Here is a 17170-nt window from a genome sequence, read left to right on the forward strand (position 1 = left end):
CCCGAACACCTACCGGACTCTTGGGCAGGGGGTCTCAAAGCGACGAACGACGCGGGGCCGCTGATCGAGTGAGGGTGTCGGTGTCGGTGTCGGTGTCGGTGTCGGTGTCCGCAACGCACGAGGCTCCCGTGCCGTTGAGAGAGGTGTTCAAAGTCTCAACTCACCTGCGCAGAAGCCTGGTTGGTTCTCAGTCCTGCCGCACTCGACCTACCTCACGCCCTGGTCGAGTGGGTCACCACGATCATCGTCACCCCGCGTGAGGTCGGCGAGCAGATCGATGACGGCTGCCGGTGAACACGGCGTCGTACGACTGAAGTCGTGACGGATCTTCCGCAGGGCCCGGTACAGCCCGAATCGAATGTCGTCGATCGCCGCAGCCGTCCCCACCTTGGAGCGACAGCGCTGAGGCCTTTGTATTTTTTGCATAGTCGAAGGCGTCGACTTTGGACGCTCATCACCATGACGCCGAGCGTGTGCTGCCGGAGCCTGGTCAACGCATACAAGTACCTCCGGGTGAACCCACACCCGTCACCTTCTGAGGCAGGGAATGACGACTTCGACGCTCGCGGCTCCACCCGCATCTACCGACCGGCGTGCCGGCTGGCTGCTGATGACGGTTCCTGCACTGCTGATCGCGAGCTACTCGCTGTACTTCATGGTGGGCACTCCGCCGGGCGACCCCGCCGTGAAGCAGCGCCTGCTGTCCAACCCCACCGGTTACTTCCATATCTACGGCTCCCTCATAGCCATGGCCATCGGTCCGTTTCAGCTGAGGTCGTCGCTGCGCGTCCGCAATCCGCGCGTGCACGTCTGGCTCGGCCGGGTGTACCTGATCGCCATCCTCTGCGGTGGCCTGGCCTCGATCTACGTGGCCAAGAACTCGATCGCCTATACCCTCGGCGACATCGGCTTCGCCGCTCTGGGCAGCTTCTGGGTCGGCACCGCGTTTCTCACCTACGGGGCCATCCGCAAGGGCAACGTCGAGGCACACCGCCGATGGGCCATCTACAACTACGCCATGACCTACGCCGCTGTGACCCTCCGGTTCCAGCTGCCCACGATGATCGCTCTCGGCATGGGTTCGTCGTTCGCGTTGACGATCACAGGCTGGTCGAGCTGGGTACCAAATCTCCTCTTCGCCGCCTGGTGGATCCGCCGCAGCGAGAAGGCACGACCGGCACCCAGACCGTGGTGAGCAGCGAGTGCTGGGGTTCGTTCACGCCGCCGGAGATCACCAGTTTGACGTTGCTGTCCACGTCCTGCCGGGACATGCCGCTGTCGGCCAGGTGGGACGTGATCGAGTCGTCAGGGTGCCGGAGCAGATCCCTCTCGGCACTGGTCTCGCTCGCGGCGAGCAGGTACTCCTCTACGCGGTCGCGTTGCCCTACCGCTTCCGTACCGTGTGGGATGAGGACGGCTACATGACTGCGACCTGGTTCCAGGTTCCAGTACTGCACCAGGTGGTGTGCGTGCGGCACCTCGCCGACGAGAAGCATGCGACGGAGTTCGCCATGCGCCTGGACACCGGGAGCGTCGGGGTGAATTTCTTCGGCTCCAACCACGCCACGCCATTCGGCGGCTGGAAGGACAGCGGCCCGTTATTGCCGCAGGAGTTATTGGTCGATTCGCACAACGCCGCCTCCCAACGTTGGCACCGTGGCCGGTGACTCTGCCCTGCCCCCAGCCAAGACTGGCAGAGACAGTTACCGATTCAACAGGTCAGGAGCGGAGATGGAACGGCAAGCATCGAGTCAGAAGTCCCCCGCCAAGTCGGGCAAGTGGATTCGTCGGCGGATCGAGGAACTCGATCCCGAGACCGACTACGCGGAGATCTACCGGCTCTCCACCACGTACTACGGCACGCCGATGCTCGGGAACTTCCAGTTCTGGTTTCACGTGTTCCACTTCGTGACCAGCGAGCGGACGGCCCAGGCGATCTTCCGCAACGACGACGGCGCCTTCCTGAACAAGAGCGATCGCCGCAGCTCCGACACCATGGGCCACCTCGTCAGCTGGTACGAGCACGGCCCCGGGTCGCCGGTTACCGAGGTGTCTGTCGGGGTCGTCAACAAGCTCCACCAGCACTGGGCCAAGCAGTACCCGGACGCGCTGAACCGCATCGAGGACTACATCTACGTCTGCGCCTACTTCGCCACCTTCCACCACCGGATCCTGGCGACCCTGGGGCTGCCCGGCTGGAGCCCGAAGCAGAAGGCGGCCGCGGTCAAGGTCTGGAACGAACTGTCGGAATCCTTCACACTCGGCGACGGACGCCTCATGACCGAGGTCACCTCGGAACTGCCCCGCACCTTCGAGGAGATGGAGCGGATCGTCGACGACTACCTGGGCCAGGACGTGGGTGCGAACCCGACCGGCTCGAAGTTCGCCCACATCGCACTGGACCGGTACGCCGAGACCTGGTTCCCGCGTCCGCTGCTGCCGATCGGGCGGGCGATGATCACCTGCACGCTCCACCCGCAGGTCATGAAGACGTTCCAGCTCAAGCAGCCTTCACCGATCGCCAGGCGGCTTGGACGGTGGGCTCTCAAGGCCAACTTCCTGCCCGAGGTCCTGCTCCCGGACCCGAAGATCTCCGTCCCCGACCGGATGCGGGTGACGGCCGCGAAGAAGGGCGACATCTCCAACGCGGTGGACGTGAACGCCCACCGGATCGCGTTTGCCCGGGCCGGAGCCGACCCGGCTACCGGATTGCCGACCGGGTGTCCGGCGCATGCCGTGGTCGCGATGGCCCGTAAGAGCGGCAAGGCCGTGGAGGACGTCGAGATCCCGCTGTGACGACCACATCGTCCACGGCGGGAACCGGGGGCGCGGCCGTGGTTCACGGCAGCGCCCCCGGTGACCCGGTGATACCGATGACGAGAGTCAGTGGAAGGCGGTGGGCATCGGTGGTGACCAGGGACAGCGCAGGGTGGAGGTCAAGGGTGGTGAACGCTCGCCGCTCCCCGTTGGCCCCGGAGTTCGTTCGAGGCTTGGGGCGGGTCGGGGATTCCGCGCCGGCCGAAACGCCAGCGCGAGGCGAAGCGGCGGTGATCGGGGAGGCTGCGGCCGGGTGGGCGTTGGAGGTGGCGCGTCGCTGCTCCGACGGGGTGATCGCGACGATGGAGCCGGACCTCGCCGCCCATTTCGCCGACGACACCCGCGACGCCATCGGCGTCACCGTGCTGTCGCTGCTGCAACACCTTGTCACCAACGGTGAGCAGTTCATGCTGAACGCCCAGCAGGTCAACGTCGCGCAGGCGCTCGCGCGCGAGGAAACGCCGTACGAGGACTTCATGACCGGAATGCGGCTCGTCCAGGAGATCTGCCTGGAGTCCCTGCTGGACGAGGTCATGCGGATCGGGCCGGAAGAGGACCGTGTCTCCCTCGTACGTGCTCTGCCCAGTGAGGTCTCCCACTTCTTCGACTTCTGTGTCGCCGGGATGGTGAATGAGTATCTCGCCGAGCGGGAGCGCACTCTCGCGCAGGCGATGACCAGGCGTCGGCAGATGATCCAGGCATTGGTGGAGGGCCAGGACGTCGACGAGCCCTACGCCGGCGAGGTACTCGGCCTCGACCTCGGGTACTGGCATCTGGCGCTGGTGATGCGGGCCGTGAAGCGCGACGCCTCACGGGCGCGGGTCGGGTTGGAGCGGATCGCGGCCCGAGCCGCCGAGACGGTAGGCGCGCCCGGTCTGCTGACGCTGCCGGACGACACGCGGCCCGGCACCCTGCTGTGCTGGCTGGCCGCGCCACAGTCGTTCTCGGCGGAGGCGCTGGCCGGCCTGCGCGCATACCTGGGCGGTAACGAGGGTGTGGCGGTCGCCATCGGGACGCCGGGCAGGGGCCCGGCAGGGTTCAGACGGACCACTGTGACCGCACGCGAGACGGAGCGGATCGGCAGGTTCCTCGGAGACGAGGGGGTCCTCGACCACCCGAACGTTTCCGTGCTCGCGCTGTTGAGCAAGGACGAGCAGCAGGCTCAGTGGTTCGTCGCCGAGGAGTTGGGCGGCCTCGCCGACGACGAGGATCCCGCCGTTGTCGACCTGCGGCAGACCGTGCTGAGCTACTTCGGACACGGGCGGAATCTGGTGAGGGCAGCTGAAGAGCTGCATGTGCACCGCAACACGGTGGTCTACCGCCTCGCCAAGGCCGAACGCCTCCTGGGCCACCCGCTCGACGAGCGGCCGCTGGAGCTGCACGCGGCGCTGATGCTGAGACGCCACGGTGTCCGACCCACATGACCCCCAGGCGTTGTACGGAAGGTACAGCGGCCGCGACATTCTTTGGGCTCACCATCTGGTGACGCCCCTGTGTGCCGGACATGATCCTGGGGCAGGAAGGCGGCCCTGATGAGTGCGCCCCTTCACATGGGACCCGACGGCCCTTCCTGAACGGGCCGGTCCCTCACATCAACGGAGATGAGAGTAGCGCTGATGGTGCACAACTTGTTGACGCCCGAGGTCTTCGAGCAACTGCGTGGTCTGGGCCGGGCCTTCACGCCCGAGGCGATCGACGCCAACATCGGGCTGTTCGCACAGCTTCAGGCACAGCACGAGTTCGCCGCGCCAAGGATCCAGCGGGACATCGCCTACGGACCCGACCCCCGTCATCGTCTCGACGTGCACCGTGGAGCTGATGACACGACCGACGCTCCCGTCCTGGTCTTCGTCCACGGCGGCGGTTTCACGGGCGGCGACAAGATGCTGGAGGGCATGCCCTTCTACGACAACGTCGGCGGCTGGGCGGCCCGCAACGGCATGGTCGCGGTGACGATCACCTACCGCCTCGCCCCGCTGCACCGCTGGCCCGCCGCCGCCCAGGACATCGACGCCGCGGTGAACTGGGTGCGCGACGACATCGAGTCGTACGGTGGTGACCCCGCCAGGATCGTCGTCACGGGCCAGTCCGCGGGCGCCGCGCACGTCGCGTCGTACCTCGCCGGGCACGGCGGCACTCGTACCGACGGGGTGGCCGGGGCTGTCCTGCTGTCGGGCATCTTCGAGCCGGCGAGCGCCGAGCAGAACCCGCCGCTGTACGCCAACTACACCGACGACGCGGAACAGCAGAAGGCGGCATCAGCGATCGACGGGCTGCTCGGATGCGGGGTACCGCTGCTCATCGGCCTCGCCGAGTTCGACATGCCGGACTTCCACCAGCAGGCCATCGCCCTGCTCGACGCCGCCCGGCGCAGGACCGGTGTGATCCCGCAGTTCGTGACCGTCCCCGGTCACACGCACCTGTCGGAGATCCTCTCGCTCGGGATGGACGACGCGGCCTTCGGGACGATGCTCGCGAGGTTCGTGGGGAGCTTGGGACCGCGTAGCTGATCCTGGCCGACGCGAAGCGGTGTCAGGGCCGAACTCGGCGCCCGAATGCGGGAGCCGTCGACAGCCGTCCGGGAGAAGTCCAGACCGTTCGCAGTGACGACGCCAGCGCTCGGGTGACCAGGTTCCTGGCCAGCTCCGTGTTGGTGGCGAAACCACGGCTGTCAGGCACCATCGCCGCCCGGCGCACTGTGCCCCGTGTACTCGGCGAGCTGTCGGCTGTTTTTCCGCCTGACGGGCCCGGAGGATGCCTTGTAGGCGGAGCCGGTCCGCCACCGACCGTGACCCCGGCGACTCCTCGGGCCAGAGCGGCAGCAGCGGGTCCCCTTGCCCGGAATCGGCTCAGCACGAGCCCCGCTCCCCCGCTGCCAGGGTTCCGTGCAGCGCATCGGTGAGCAGAGACTCCAACGCATCGCGGGTGACCGGTCGGGGGTTGGCGTAGGGGGCCGCAAGTACCTGCTCGGCCACCTGTGGCAGGTCGGCGGCGGTCAGGCCGAGGTCGGCGAGCGAGTGCGGGGCGCCGAGGGCGGTGGACAGACGGGCGAGGTGTCCCGGCACGTCGTATATGTCGGTTACGCGGCGCAGGGTCCGCTCCGCTGCCGGGGCTGCGGGGAGGTTGAAGGCGGTGGCGTACGGGAGCACGACCGTGTGCGTGGCGGCGTGTGGGAGGCCGAAGGTTCCGCCGAGGACATGGCAGAGCTTGTGGTGCAGCGACATCGTTGTCGCTCCCAGGCAGGCGCCGCACAGCCATGCGCCACGCAACGCCTCGCCACGGGCGTCCGGGTCGCCCGGCTCGGTGGCGATGGCCGGCAGGGCCGAGAGCAGGGACCGTACGCCCTCCTCGGCCATGAGGGAGATGATCGGCGAGGCGTCAGGGGCGTAGAGCGCCTCGACCGCGTGGGCGACGGCGTTGAAGCCGCTGGTGACGGAGACCGCCACGGGCAGTTGGGCGGTGAGCTCGGGGTCGTAGACGACACTGCGCGGGAGTACGGCCGGATCGCGGCCGGTCTGCTTCCGGCCCTGTGAGGTGAGCCCCCACACCGGTGTCATCTCCGAGCCCGCGTAGGTGGTGGGGACTGCTATCACCGGCAGTCCGGTTTCCAGCGCGATCGCCTTGCCGAGGCCGATCGTCGATCCGCCGCCGACCGCGAGGCAGCCGTCCGCGCCCGCGTCCTTCGCCGCGATGCGGGCAGCCTCGGCGATCTCGGCGGGCACATGCTCGCGCGCCTGGTCGAAAATCCCCGCCGAAGCGGGGCCGAGCGACGCAGCCAGTTGCTCGGCCAGCTCGCGCCTCCGAGGTGTCGAAAGGACCAGTACCCGGCGCAGTCCCAGCCGCTCCACCTCATCGGGCACCTGCACGAGGCTGCCCGCGCCGAAGACCACCCGCATGGGCAATGCCTCGTAGGTGAACGCCGTCTCACTCATGATCCGCCTCCGCCGCGGACGCGGTCACTGCTTCCGGAGCGAGGACGATGTCGAACCGCACCCGGCTCCAGGTACGACCGTCCAGGTCACGTCCGTCCGGCGCAGGGGTCCCCAGGGGCTGCGGCTCGAATCGCTTGACGAGCGACTCCTTGACGCCGAACACCGCGTCGGCGCCGAGCAGTTGGTCACCCTCGACGAAGATGTGCGTCACCAGCGTGCGCAGCCCGGGCGCGGTGGCCAGGAAGTGCAGGTGGGCAGCGCGCATCGGGGAGCGGCCTGTCCTATCCAGCAGAGCGCCGACCGGCCCGTCATGCGGGATGGGGTACGGGACAGGGGTGACACCCCAGAACGCGAACGTGCCGTCCTCATCGGTGAACAGGTGGGCGCGCCCGGCTACCCGGTCGTCGTCGTACTGCACGTCGTAGAAGCCGTCCGCGTCGGCCTCCCACACCTCCAGCCGTGCCCCGGAAACCGGCTTTCCGTCGGTGTCGGTCACGGTGCCCTCGACCCAGCAGGGCTCGCCGGACGCACCGCCGGCGATGTCGCCGCCCTTCGGGATCTCGGGTGACTCTTCGACGAAGAAGGGTCCGAACACGGTGGCCTCGGTGGCGTCGGCGTAGGCCTCGTTGTTCACGTTGATGGTCTGCATCGAGGCACCGAGGACGTCGGAGAGCAGCACGAACTCCTGGCGGCGGTCGGTGGTGATGTGGCCGGTCGCGGTGAGGATGTCGATGGCCTGCTGCCACTCCGCCTCGGTCAGCCGGACCTCGCGGATGAAGGCGTGCAGATGCCGCACCAGGGCTTGCGTCAGCTCCCGCAGCCGCGGGTCCCGGGTGTTGTCGAACGAGGCCAGTACGGTGCGGACCAGGTCCTCCTCGACTCGGCGTTGCCGGTCACTCGGTGTGATCGGAGTCTCGGGCATGACGGCCTTACCTTCCTTCCATTGCCGCGGTCGCGGCGTCGTAGCCATAGATCCAGCCGTTGCCCACCAGAGGGTCGCGGTCGGCCAGTGCCGCGTCGCGGGCCTGCTGCGCGGGCCCGTCCGGCAGATGGTTGATGCGGCCGCGGTCGTGGCTGACCTCCTGGAGCCTGGTCGTACGGGCGATCCGCGTCGACTCGTAACGCTTCAGGGCACGCTCGACGTCGTCCGGGTCCTCGGCCAGACAGGCGGCCACGACGGCGGCGTCCTCGATGGCCTGCGCCGCGCCTTGGGCGAAGAAGGGGAACATCGGGTGGGCCGCGTCGCCGAGCAGCGTGGTCCGCGCGCTGCTCCACCGGCTCAGCGGCGCCCGGTCCAGGAGCGCCCACCTGCCGGGGGTACCGCTCGCCTTGATCAGGTCGGTCACGCGCGGGTCCCAGTCAGCGAACTCGGCGAGGAACTCCTGCACCGTGGCCGTGGCGCTCCAGGATTCCTCCGTGTCGTCCCCGGCGGGAGCGAAGGCGACGATGTTGACCGCCCGCCCGCCGCTGATCGGGTAGTGCACCAGGTGCCGGCCGGGCCCGATCCACAGAGTCTGAGCACGGCGGCGCGCGAAGTCGGGTGCCTGCTCGGCGGGCACGATCGCCCGGAAGGCGCAGATGCCCGAGTCCTCCGGCGGGGACGGCTCGCTGACCAGGCCGCGCACCACCGAGTGCACCCCGTCGGCACCGATGACGACGTCCGCCTCCACCGTGCTGCCGTCGGCGAAGCGCAGCAGTGCGCCATTCGGCAGCTCCTCGACCGCGGTGCAGCGCGCGCCGAGACGCAGCCACTCCGCAGGCACGGCCGACCTGACGGCGTCGAGCAGGTCCGCCCGGTGGACAACGTAGGTCTGCTCTCCGTAGAGCCGCTCGCAGACGCCGCTGAGCCGCTCTGCGGAGAGCACCGCGCCGTTCTCCCAGCGGCGGAACTCCCATCCCCACTCGAGCGGCACCGCATCGCGGAGGAACGGGTCCATCACGCCGAGTCTGCGCAGCAGCCTGGCAGCGTTGGGGGCGACCACGAGCCCGGCGCCCACTTCTTTGAGCGCGGGGGCCTGTTCGTAGACCGTCGCCGTGAGCCCGGCGCGGTGGAGGAAGGCGGCTGTGGCGAGCCCGCCGATGCCTCCTCCGATGACGGCTATCCGCGGTCCACCGACGGTATGACTGGGCACGTTCATGGGCATCGGGGCGGCTCCTTCAACTCAAAAGCTGTGACGGTTCCGATGCTCACCGGCAGCCGACGACGGCTGAAGCGCGATGTTCACTGAGTGAACATCCGACTGGGAAATCGCTGGCCACGCCGGGGAGAATCGCAGAACGAGGGAGGATCACATGGCGCAGACGAGCCGGACCGGGCGCAGTGTGGGCTCACGGTTGTTCGAGGTACTTTTCGCCTTCCGCCCCGGCCGGTCCCGGCTGACCCTGGCCGAGCTCACCCGCGCGACCGGGCTGCCGCATCCGACGGTGCGCAGACTGGCCCTTGAGCTCGTCGAGGCCGGAGCGCTCGACCGGGCGCCGGACGGCAGCTTCACTGTCGGCATCCGGATATGGCAGCTGGGCACACTGGCACCGCTGAGCGTGCCGCTGCGCAGCGTCGCCCTGCCGTTCATGGACGACCTGCACACCGCCCTGCGCCAGCACGTGCAGCTCGCCGTGCTGGATGGCACCGAAGCGGTCCTCGTGGAGCGCATCTCAGCCGGCAACGCGGTCGACGTGATCTCCCGTGTCGGAGGAAAGCTGCCCTTGCACAGCTCGGGGGTCGGCAAGATCCTGCTGGCGCACGCGGGGCCCGACCTCGTGGACCGTGTGATCGAGAAGGGCCTGACGGCGCACACTCCGCGCACCCTCACCCAGCCGGCCCAGCTGCGGCAAGCACTGGACGAGTGCCGCCGGACCGGCGTGGCCGTGGTCCGCGAGGAGACGACCCCGGGCGTGGACTCCACCGCCACCCGCGTCATGAACGCCGACGGCGAGGTCGTCGCGGCGCTGTCGGTCGTGGTCAGCAGCGGGTCGGTGGATCTGCACACGCTGCGGCCCGCAGTCATCGCGGCGGGCCTCGCCGTGTCCCGCGGACTCGGCTGGCAGCCATCGGTCGGGGTGCGGCAGGGGACCGCTGACGCCTCAATGGCGCGTCCGACTGGGCTCCGCCGTATGGCTTCATCGGCCCCGACCGCAACAACCACGATGCCGTGCGCCGAGACCCCGGTGAGGGGCACCGGAGACAGAAAGCACGGAGTGCGAGGGGCAGGTCCTCCGTAGTCGGCCTGCCGCGTCCCGATCGGCAACCTGGGCTCGGCCCGCTTCGCTTCCACCCGCCCCATGGTGACGTCGAAGTTGAGGTCAGCCAGCATGGGCGTCGCGGAGGGCCGGTGGCTTGCGAGTTCAGCCCCCTTATCTCCTTCGGAACGGGTCGGTTCCGAAGGAGATAAGGGGGCTGGCTGATCAGCGGGTCAAAGCGGCGGACCGTGCCGCGGTGACACGGTGGACGAAGCGCGCCAGCAGTACGCCGAACGCATCGTCGTCCAGTCCGAGCGCGAGGATCTCGGAGAGATGGGTGTGGTCCGGAACCGTCGCGAAGAGCGGTAGTACACCCCGGGCGGCAAGGAAGGCATCAAGGAGGACGACCGCCTGCCGGTGGAAGTCGGGCAGGTCCAGCTCGGCGACCCCCAACAGCAGGGGAACCTCCGAGGCCACCAGCCCCGGCACCGCCGACTGCCCGGCGAACGCGGACGCGTCCTCGCCGTAGTAGGAGTGGAGCCTGAAGTTCTGCTCCGCGGTGGGCGGGTCGTAGATCCCCGACAGCATCACCGCACCGGCCAGGATGTCTGCCCCGGTGCCCGCATGACCGGCCAGATACGACGCCACGTGTGCCGCGCCGGCCGACTGGCCCGCGAGCACGATCCGGTCGGGGTCTCCTCCGTGGTCGGCGATGTGGCTACGGGTCCAGGCCACCGCGGCGGCGATATCCTCGGCGCCGGTCGGCCACTGGTACTGGGGCGCCAGCCGGTAGGTCATGGTCACCGCAACCATGCCGTTGCGGACGGCCCAGTCGCCGAGATGGTCGTAGTACGGCAGCCTCGGATCGGACTTGTCTCCGCCGACGAAACCGCCGCCGTGAACGAACAGCAGGACCGGGGCGCCTTCAGCGGCCTGGGTGTCCGGGGTGTGGACGTCGAGCCGATGGCGGGGATCCGGCCCGTAGAGCAGATCCCGCTCCACGCGCGGCGCCCGGTAGTCGTATGCCTCGTGCAGCGGCGCGAGCAGGGCGCGAACCGCATCGATGGCCTCCGGAGTGAAGTCGCGGCCGATCGTGCGCAGTTGCCGGAGAACGTCTGGAGGGAGAGTTGCCATGATGATCCCCCGTCAGCCGTTCGCCCGCTCGAGTTCCTCGTCAGCGATCCAGTTGCCGTGGAACCCGGTGTTGGGACGGTGCGGAATCTTGATCCGGGCGACGGGGCCGGCCGCAAGGTCCTGGGCGTGCAGGATCAGCATCTCGCTGGTCTGCGTGGGCATGTCGATGACGTGCGTCATCAGCCAGCCGTCGTCCTCGGCGGAGTCCGGGGTCCGGGGCACGAACACCGTCTCGATGCCGACCTTGCCAGGACCGTGCTCGAAGGCTTCCGTGCTCTGCTTGTCCAGATCGTGCTTGATGATGGCGCTGGAGCCGCGTCGGCCGGTGAAGTAGCCGTAGCGGTGCTGCTTTCCGGTCAACCGGTCGTCCAGGCGCGGCATCTCCTGCGGCCGGTCGTCCAGCCGCTCCACGACGGTACGACCGGTGGCCGGGTCGAGGATGAAGCGCTCCAACCGCCCCTTGGACTCGGTGGGTCCACTCAGGTCGTTCTGGAACACCTTCGGGTAGCTCACCGCGTCGAGCGCCACCTTGCCGTCGGGCAGGTCGTAGGCGTTGAGGATGTGGAACACACAGGTCTGGTCGCTCTCGCACCACTTCACATCGGCCGCCTCGCCATCGCGCGGCAACAGCACCCACCGCACCGGGTACTCCAGGTCCCACACGTAGGGGAAACCCTGACCGTCGGCGTGAGCCTTGACGTTGAAGTCCATCGGGCCGTCCAGGAAGATCGCGTAGCGCGAGGTGATCGCCACGTCATGAATGGCCGGCCGGCCGTGAACCGGGACGTCGATCCGCTTGTTGACCTTGCCGTCCGTGCCCAGGACCTGGTAACTGGCGTGATCCCACTGCCAGTAGTAGGCGATGCCGTGGAGGTCACCGGTGTCGGGGTCGCGGTGCGGGTGACCGGTCCAGGACCCGTTCAGAGTGCCGTCGAAGTCCGTACGCGCCACGGTCTCCAGCTCGTAGCTGATCTCCATCGGCAGCACACCGGCCTCAGCTGACACGTACGTGCGACCGGCGACGGCGAACACGTACGTGTTGGCCACGTTGGTGTCCACGAACCGCGGCCCCGGTTGCTGCCGGTACGGCTCGCGGCGGGCCAGCTGATCCGGGCCGGGCACGCGCGGCATGCCGAGGCTGGGCGAGATCTGGTCGTCGCGGACGAACCGGTTGCGGTACCACTCGGCACGCCCCTCCCGCAGCCGCACACCGAAGACCATGCCGGTCCCGGAGAACCAGGAGTAGGTCCGCGGGTCCTCCGGGTCGATCGGATTGGGGTTGGACCCGACCCGCAGAAAGCGCCCGTTCAGCTCCTCGGGGATCTTTCCGATCACCTCGAGGTCGCGGGCGGTGACCTCCTGCGAAACCGGAGCGAAAGGACCCTCCAGATAGGCATTACGGGGCTCCTCGTCCGTGCTCTCCACGGACGTGCCCATGTGGGTGGTGTGCTTCATTGCAGACTCCCTGACGATGCGGTGAAGAGATCCTGTCCGTCGCCCAACGGGAGGGGTCTCTGTACGTCGGGACCAGCTTCTTTCGGCCTCGCGCTGCGGTCATCGGATCGGCCGTCCAAGCTTTGATCCAGCGCTCATACGATTCATACAATGACGCCATGGCCGATGCGCATGCGACGGTGATCATGACGGGGCCCGAAGTGGCCACAGTGCTCGAAGCCGAGGCCCGCACGACGATCGAGATGTCAACGCTGTCCTTGCTCCGTCATCTCACCGGCCTGAGCGAGGTTTTCAAGTTGGAGGCCGGACAGATCCCCGCGGCCGACGAGATGGCGCGGCGCGGCCTGCCCTACCAGCAGTTCATAGCTGGCCGGCGCCGCGTCCAGGACATCGTCCTGGAGTCCCTGCTCGACCGCGCGGCACACCACGCGCCGACACCGGTCCGCCCCGGGTTGCTCCACACCCTCACCAGTGTCGTCGCACGTTTCTACGACAAGAACGTCACGGCGATCATCGAGGAGTACCTGGCCGAGCGCCAGCGGGCGATCGCGCAGGCCGTAAACGACCGGCGCCGCATCATCCGGGCACTGATCGCGGGAGAGCGAGTCCCATTCGACCTGACAGCGAACGCCTGGCTCCGTGCCAGAGGCCGTCCGCCACCAGATCTCGAGTCGTCCAGCGCACGACCGGCGCGCTCGACCGGGCTGTGTGAGAGCACCTATCCGGGCGCCGCCTCCGTCTCCGCCTCCGGTCGCGACCGTGGCCGGAGGCGGACACCGCCGCCCTGTTCGGACCATGCTCGCCGGCGGGTCGCCAGTGTCCAGCCGACGGCGGCGACCGCGGCCAGCGCGAGGGTGGCCAGCATCGGCGTGGTGTGGGATCCGGCGCTGTCAGCCGCCCGGGCGACCGGGTTGGGCGCGCCGAGCCGGTCGACCAGCCAGCCGACGGCCGCCGTGCCGGTGAGCAGCGCGCCGGACAGCCTTAGCGCGGGCTGTATCCGCACGCGCGCGAGGACCAGCAGCGAGGGCAGGGCCAGGCAGACCAGGAGGAGCTGGACCAGTTCGATGCCCAGGTTGAAGCCGAGGAGGCTGAACACGAGCTGTCCGGTGGACAGATGCATCTCGGCGAGCACGAAGGAGAACGCCATGCCGTGGCCGAGGCCGAAGACGCCGGCCACGACCGCTTCCCGGCCCGGGAACAGGGGGCGGATCGCGTGTTTGGCGCCGACGAGGATGCTGACGGCGATGAACGCCTCGACCGGCCAGCCGGGGATCTCCAGGCGACCGAGGGCGGTGGCGGCCAGCGCGACGGAGTGGCCGGCGGTGAAGGCGAGCGTGATGCGGCCGATGCGACCGAGCGCGGCGCGGGCGCCGACCAGGCCGCGCCAGCGTCCCCCGGTTGCCCGCAGAGGTGCGGGCAGCAGCAGGATGAGCAGGAACAGCAGATGATCGGTGCCGGTGAGGATGTGGTTGCCGCCGAGTTCGACCATGGCGACGAAACCGCGCCAGGCACTCCCCTTGCCGAGGTCGACGGTCAGCGGCGGGACGGTCATGTGCCGGATGTCGAGACGGATGGTGCCGACCTGGGTGGCATCCTCGCCGCTGACCCGGCCGGCGGCCCAGTCCTGTCGTACCGACACCAGCGCCACGTGGGTGACGACCTGATGGACGATCACGTCGTAGTTCAGGGTGAAGTGCCGTACGTCAGCGCCGGATGGCGGGGTGAGCACGGCCTTGGCGACCAGCTCCCGGTACGGGCCGGTGGAGGTCTGCTGGGTGCGGCTGAGGCTCAGCGCGCCGATACTGACCTGCCACGCCTCGCCCTTGAGGGTGGTCGGGCGGATGTGCCGGCCGAGGTAGGTGCGGACGGCCGTGGCCTTGGTGGGCAGGGCCGACGGTTCGATGTTGGTCAGGTCGATCCCGCTGGCCGTGGCGAAGTCGCCGACCGGCAGTTCCAGCCGCGCGGTGACGGAGGCCTTGTACACGTCGAGCTGGACCACTGAGTGCGGCATCGGGTGCGCGGCGGCCGGCGACGCTCCGAGCAGGAGCGCCGCCGGTACCGCGATCGCGATCCCGGCCACCAGACGAAGTGCTGTGGTCAGCCAAGTTCGCGGTCGGGTCATGAGAAGGTGAACTCGCTGCCGTAGTCGCGGGTGTGGTCGCGGTACACGGTGTGGTAATGGATCTGGTCCCGGTACACGACGCCGTTCTGGCAGACGAACTCGATCCACACGCCGGGGCCGTCGATGCGCACGTAATCGCCCTGGGTGTCCAGGCCGGTGCCGCCGGAGTAGCCGACGTATGTCTGGTTCAGCTCACGCTCATACGTCTTCATGAGCTTCTTCGCGGTGGCGTCGTCCACGTTGGCGATCCAGGGGTGGATGGCCTTCAGGACCAGCTGCTTCTGCTTCGGCGACAGCGAGCTGACCTTGATGCCTTCCTTGGTCTCCGGGAACTGGCCGTCCTTACCCGGGCCGAGGAGCACGTCGCTGAACGACTCGGACAGCTTGGCGGTGGCCAGCTGGTCCGTGCTCAGACTGCCGGTCAGGGCGAGCAGGCCGTTGCGCTGGGCCGCCAGGGGCGAGTACGTGGTGCCGTCGTCGTCGGTCCAGGTGGTGGGCTCGACACCGATGAAGAACGGGCTGGCGCCTGCCACCTTGCCCTTCTTGTAGGTCTCGTTCACGGCGATGTGGTGGCCGCCGAAGTGCAGCTGCCAGGTGCCGTCGGTCGAGGGGGTGCCCAGGAACGCCAGGAAGTAGACGCCACTGCCGTAGCCGCCCATTCCGCCGCCTCCGGTGCCGCCGGACGGCGGGGTGCCCGTCGGGACGTCGGTCGGGGCGTCGGTGGCCGAGGAGCTGGGGTCCGCCGTGGCGGACGGGTCCGCCGAGGCCGTGCTCGACGCGCCGCCCGAGGGCGCCGGCCCCGCGGAGCTGGTGCTCTGTGCCGAGTTGAGCACGTCGTCGGCCTTGATGATCTGCGTGATCTGGTCGTACCCGGTGCCCTTGCCGGTGCCCGTGGCCAGCTTCAACACCTTCATGGCGGCGGCCAGTTGAGTGTCGGTCAGGGAACCGAGCTGAATGCCGGGCCGACAAGACGAGCCGCACGGCAGGTTCGACCACGCCGTCGCGTTCGCCTGGGAGAAGTCCAGCAGCACCTCCGCCTGCTGGTCGGCGTCCAGCGTGTTCAGGAAGGCGTTGGCCGCGCTGACCACGGCCCCGACGCCGGTGGCGTGCTTGTCGACCGGGCGCTTGACACCTGCCGCCGATTTGGATGTCTGCGTATCCGTCGACGCATTTGCCACAGCAAAGCCGCCGCCGACCAACACAATTGCCGTGATGGCGCCGGCCACGCCCCGCCAAGTCCGTCGTATGCGTACTCGACGGGTTCTTTCTTTGCTCACGAACCACTCCTTCAATACTGGAATGACGTCCCGGCCACACGGGAAGCACACGTCAGCTAGCTTCGAGAACGTCACATCCATGTAGACATCGGACATTTCGCACGATTGAAACGCACGGCAGACAGCCAGTCGGGCACTCGCACGATTGTTGACAAGATTATCGACACTCTTACCGAAATCTCAATGCGTCGTCAGGTGAACAGAATTTTCTTGAGCCGCACCGCAGCATGGGCGCAAATTCACGGAATTCACTTATGGGTTTGACAGGCTGCTCTTATCGCGTCAATAGAGTTTCCTGCTATTGCGGGCAGCAGGTCGGGCGAGCGGAGTACACGTACGCGGAGTCGCGGCACGACCATGATCACCACGCACCCGCCGTCCTCACCCAGCGTCGGTCTGGCCGGGTGACGGCTCGTATCCCGAATGGCCATGCCCCGTCGGCGGATTCACAGGAGCCATGCACTTCTGCGGCTCCACGGTCGCGGCACATGCCGGCCACGAGGACGCCGTCGACGTCGCCCTTGCCGATAACCTCATCCGCCCTGGTGGGAGCCGCTGTGCGATGGCGAACCGCTGCTGGGTCGCCGACTTCACCCACGTCACCACGTTCGCCGGCGTCGTCTACGTCGCCTTCGTCGTGGGCACCTTCTCCCGCCGCATCGTCGGCTGGTCAGCAGCCACTTCGAAGGAGACCCCGCTCGTTCTGGACGCCCTCGAGATGGCCTTGTGGCAGCGGATCCGAGATCAACACCCTTATCAGAAGGGTGAGTTGATACATCACTCCCATGCCGGGTCGCAGTACACATCGTTCGCGCTCGCAGAGCACCTCGACCGGGCAGGCATCGCCGCGTCGATCGGATCGGTCGGCGACGCCTACGACAATGCCCTGGTGGAGTCGACGATCGGCCTGTTCAAAACTGAGTTGATCAAGCCCCGTCGGCCCTGGAAGACACCCTCCGAGGTCGAGCTGGCCACCGCTGAGTGGATCGACTGGTACTGCCACCGCCGACTGCACGGTGAGATCGGGCACACCCCGCCCGCCGAATACGAGACCAACTACTACCGAGCAACCGCGAAACCCCAGGTCACAATCACAACCTAGAGTCTCGATCAAACCCGGGGCGGTTCAGGACGACGTACTGTCACTCACGTGGAGAGGGATGGTGGCAGCCGACGGCGGCCGCCTCTCGCTCACCCCGCTCGGCGCAGCAACGCACTACGCCTTCACGACGGCTGGTGGGTGCTCGGCGACAACC

At 68.2% G+C, this 17170-nt stretch carries 15 protein-coding genes and 1 pseudogene; 8 read left to right on the forward strand and 8 right to left on the reverse strand.

Annotated features, from left to right (window positions below; genetic code table 11):
• Nucleotides 1-292 precede the first annotated feature (292 nt).
• From ACWD4J_RS18195 to ACWD4J_RS18220, 6 genes and pseudogenes are all read left to right on the forward strand, one after another.
• A pseudogene (locus ACWD4J_RS18195) lies at nt 293-406 on the forward strand (IS5/IS1182 family transposase); the annotation flags it as partial.
• Nucleotides 407-547: 141 nt separating this feature from the next.
• The gene (locus tag ACWD4J_RS18200; RefSeq protein ID WP_451396394.1) at nt 548-1195 is read left to right on the forward strand and encodes a DUF2306 domain-containing protein; all 648 of its coding nucleotides are present in this window, start codon (nt 548-550) and stop codon (nt 1193-1195) included.
• A 115-nt stretch (nt 1196-1310) separates the two neighbouring features.
• Nucleotides 1311-1667, forward strand: a complete 357-nt coding sequence (locus ACWD4J_RS18205) for a hypothetical protein (protein ID WP_451396395.1) — start codon at nt 1311-1313, stop codon at nt 1665-1667.
• Between the two features lie 64 nt (nt 1668-1731).
• A complete protein-coding gene (locus ACWD4J_RS18210) occupies nt 1732-2796 on the forward strand; it encodes an oxygenase MpaB family protein (protein WP_451396396.1) in 1065 nt (354 codons plus the stop codon).
• Between the two features lie 251 nt (nt 2797-3047).
• A complete protein-coding gene (locus tag ACWD4J_RS18215) occupies nt 3048-4241 on the forward strand; it encodes a PucR family transcriptional regulator (protein WP_451396397.1) in 1194 nt (397 codons plus the stop codon).
• A 192-nt stretch (nt 4242-4433) separates the two neighbouring features.
• Nucleotides 4434-5327 (forward strand): alpha/beta hydrolase, encoded by an 894-nt coding sequence (locus ACWD4J_RS18220; RefSeq protein ID WP_451396398.1) that lies wholly within the window; start codon nt 4434-4436, stop codon nt 5325-5327.
• 339 nt (nt 5328-5666) lie between these two features.
• On the opposite strand, the gene ACWD4J_RS18225 is transcribed toward ACWD4J_RS18220, so the two are convergent.
• Genes ACWD4J_RS18225 through ACWD4J_RS18235 form a run of 3 tightly spaced genes read right to left on the reverse strand, consistent with a single transcriptional unit; the run spans nt 5667 to nt 8893 of the window.
• Nucleotides 5667-6749, reverse strand: coding sequence for a maleylacetate reductase (locus ACWD4J_RS18225; RefSeq protein WP_451396399.1), 1083 nt, complete (start codon nt 6747-6749; stop codon nt 5667-5669).
• A complete protein-coding gene (locus tag ACWD4J_RS18230; protein ID WP_451396400.1) occupies nt 6742-7671 on the reverse strand; it encodes a dioxygenase family protein in 930 nt (309 codons plus the stop codon). The genes ACWD4J_RS18225 and ACWD4J_RS18230 overlap by 8 nt, the downstream gene beginning before the upstream one ends.
• 7 nt (nt 7672-7678) lie before the next feature.
• Nucleotides 7679-8893 (reverse strand): FAD-dependent monooxygenase, encoded by a 1215-nt coding sequence (locus tag ACWD4J_RS18235; protein WP_451396401.1) that lies wholly within the window; start codon nt 8891-8893, stop codon nt 7679-7681.
• Nucleotides 8894-9041: 148 nt separating this feature from the next.
• Between ACWD4J_RS18235 and ACWD4J_RS18240 the strand changes: the two genes are divergently transcribed.
• Nucleotides 9042-9968, forward strand: coding sequence for an IclR family transcriptional regulator (locus ACWD4J_RS18240; protein WP_451396402.1), 927 nt, complete (start codon nt 9042-9044; stop codon nt 9966-9968).
• Nucleotides 9969-10151: 183 nt separating this feature from the next.
• On the opposite strand, the gene ACWD4J_RS18245 is transcribed toward ACWD4J_RS18240, so the two are convergent.
• The 5 genes from ACWD4J_RS18245 to ACWD4J_RS18265 all read right to left on the reverse strand — a co-directional run bounded on the left by ACWD4J_RS18245 (nt 10152) and on the right by ACWD4J_RS18265 (nt 15815).
• Complete coding sequence (locus ACWD4J_RS18245; protein ID WP_451396403.1) at nt 10152-11060, reverse strand: alpha/beta hydrolase; 909 nt, start codon at nt 11058-11060, stop codon at nt 10152-10154.
• A gap of 12 nt (nt 11061-11072) precedes the next feature.
• Nucleotides 11073-12515, reverse strand: a complete 1443-nt coding sequence (locus ACWD4J_RS18250) for a carotenoid oxygenase family protein (RefSeq protein ID WP_451396404.1) — start codon at nt 12513-12515, stop codon at nt 11073-11075.
• 245 nt (nt 12516-12760) lie between these two features.
• Nucleotides 12761-12976 (reverse strand): hypothetical protein, encoded by a 216-nt coding sequence (locus ACWD4J_RS18255; RefSeq protein WP_451396405.1) that lies wholly within the window; start codon nt 12974-12976, stop codon nt 12761-12763.
• Between the two features lie 257 nt (nt 12977-13233).
• Complete coding sequence (locus tag ACWD4J_RS18260) at nt 13234-14637, reverse strand: HupE/UreJ family protein (RefSeq protein WP_451396406.1); 1404 nt, start codon at nt 14635-14637, stop codon at nt 13234-13236.
• The gene (locus ACWD4J_RS18265) at nt 14634-15815 is read right to left on the reverse strand and encodes a DUF3500 domain-containing protein (RefSeq protein WP_451396407.1); all 1182 of its coding nucleotides are present in this window, start codon (nt 15813-15815) and stop codon (nt 14634-14636) included. Before ACWD4J_RS18265 ends, ACWD4J_RS18260 begins: the two co-directional genes overlap by 4 nt.
• A 556-nt stretch (nt 15816-16371) precedes the next feature.
• Between ACWD4J_RS18265 and ACWD4J_RS18270 the strand changes: the two genes are divergently transcribed.
• Complete coding sequence (locus tag ACWD4J_RS18270; RefSeq protein ID WP_451396408.1) at nt 16372-17016, forward strand: IS3 family transposase; 645 nt, start codon at nt 16372-16374, stop codon at nt 17014-17016.
• Nucleotides 17017-17170 lie beyond the last annotated feature (154 nt).

This window comes from Streptomyces sp. NPDC002577 (genome assembly GCF_053594815.1).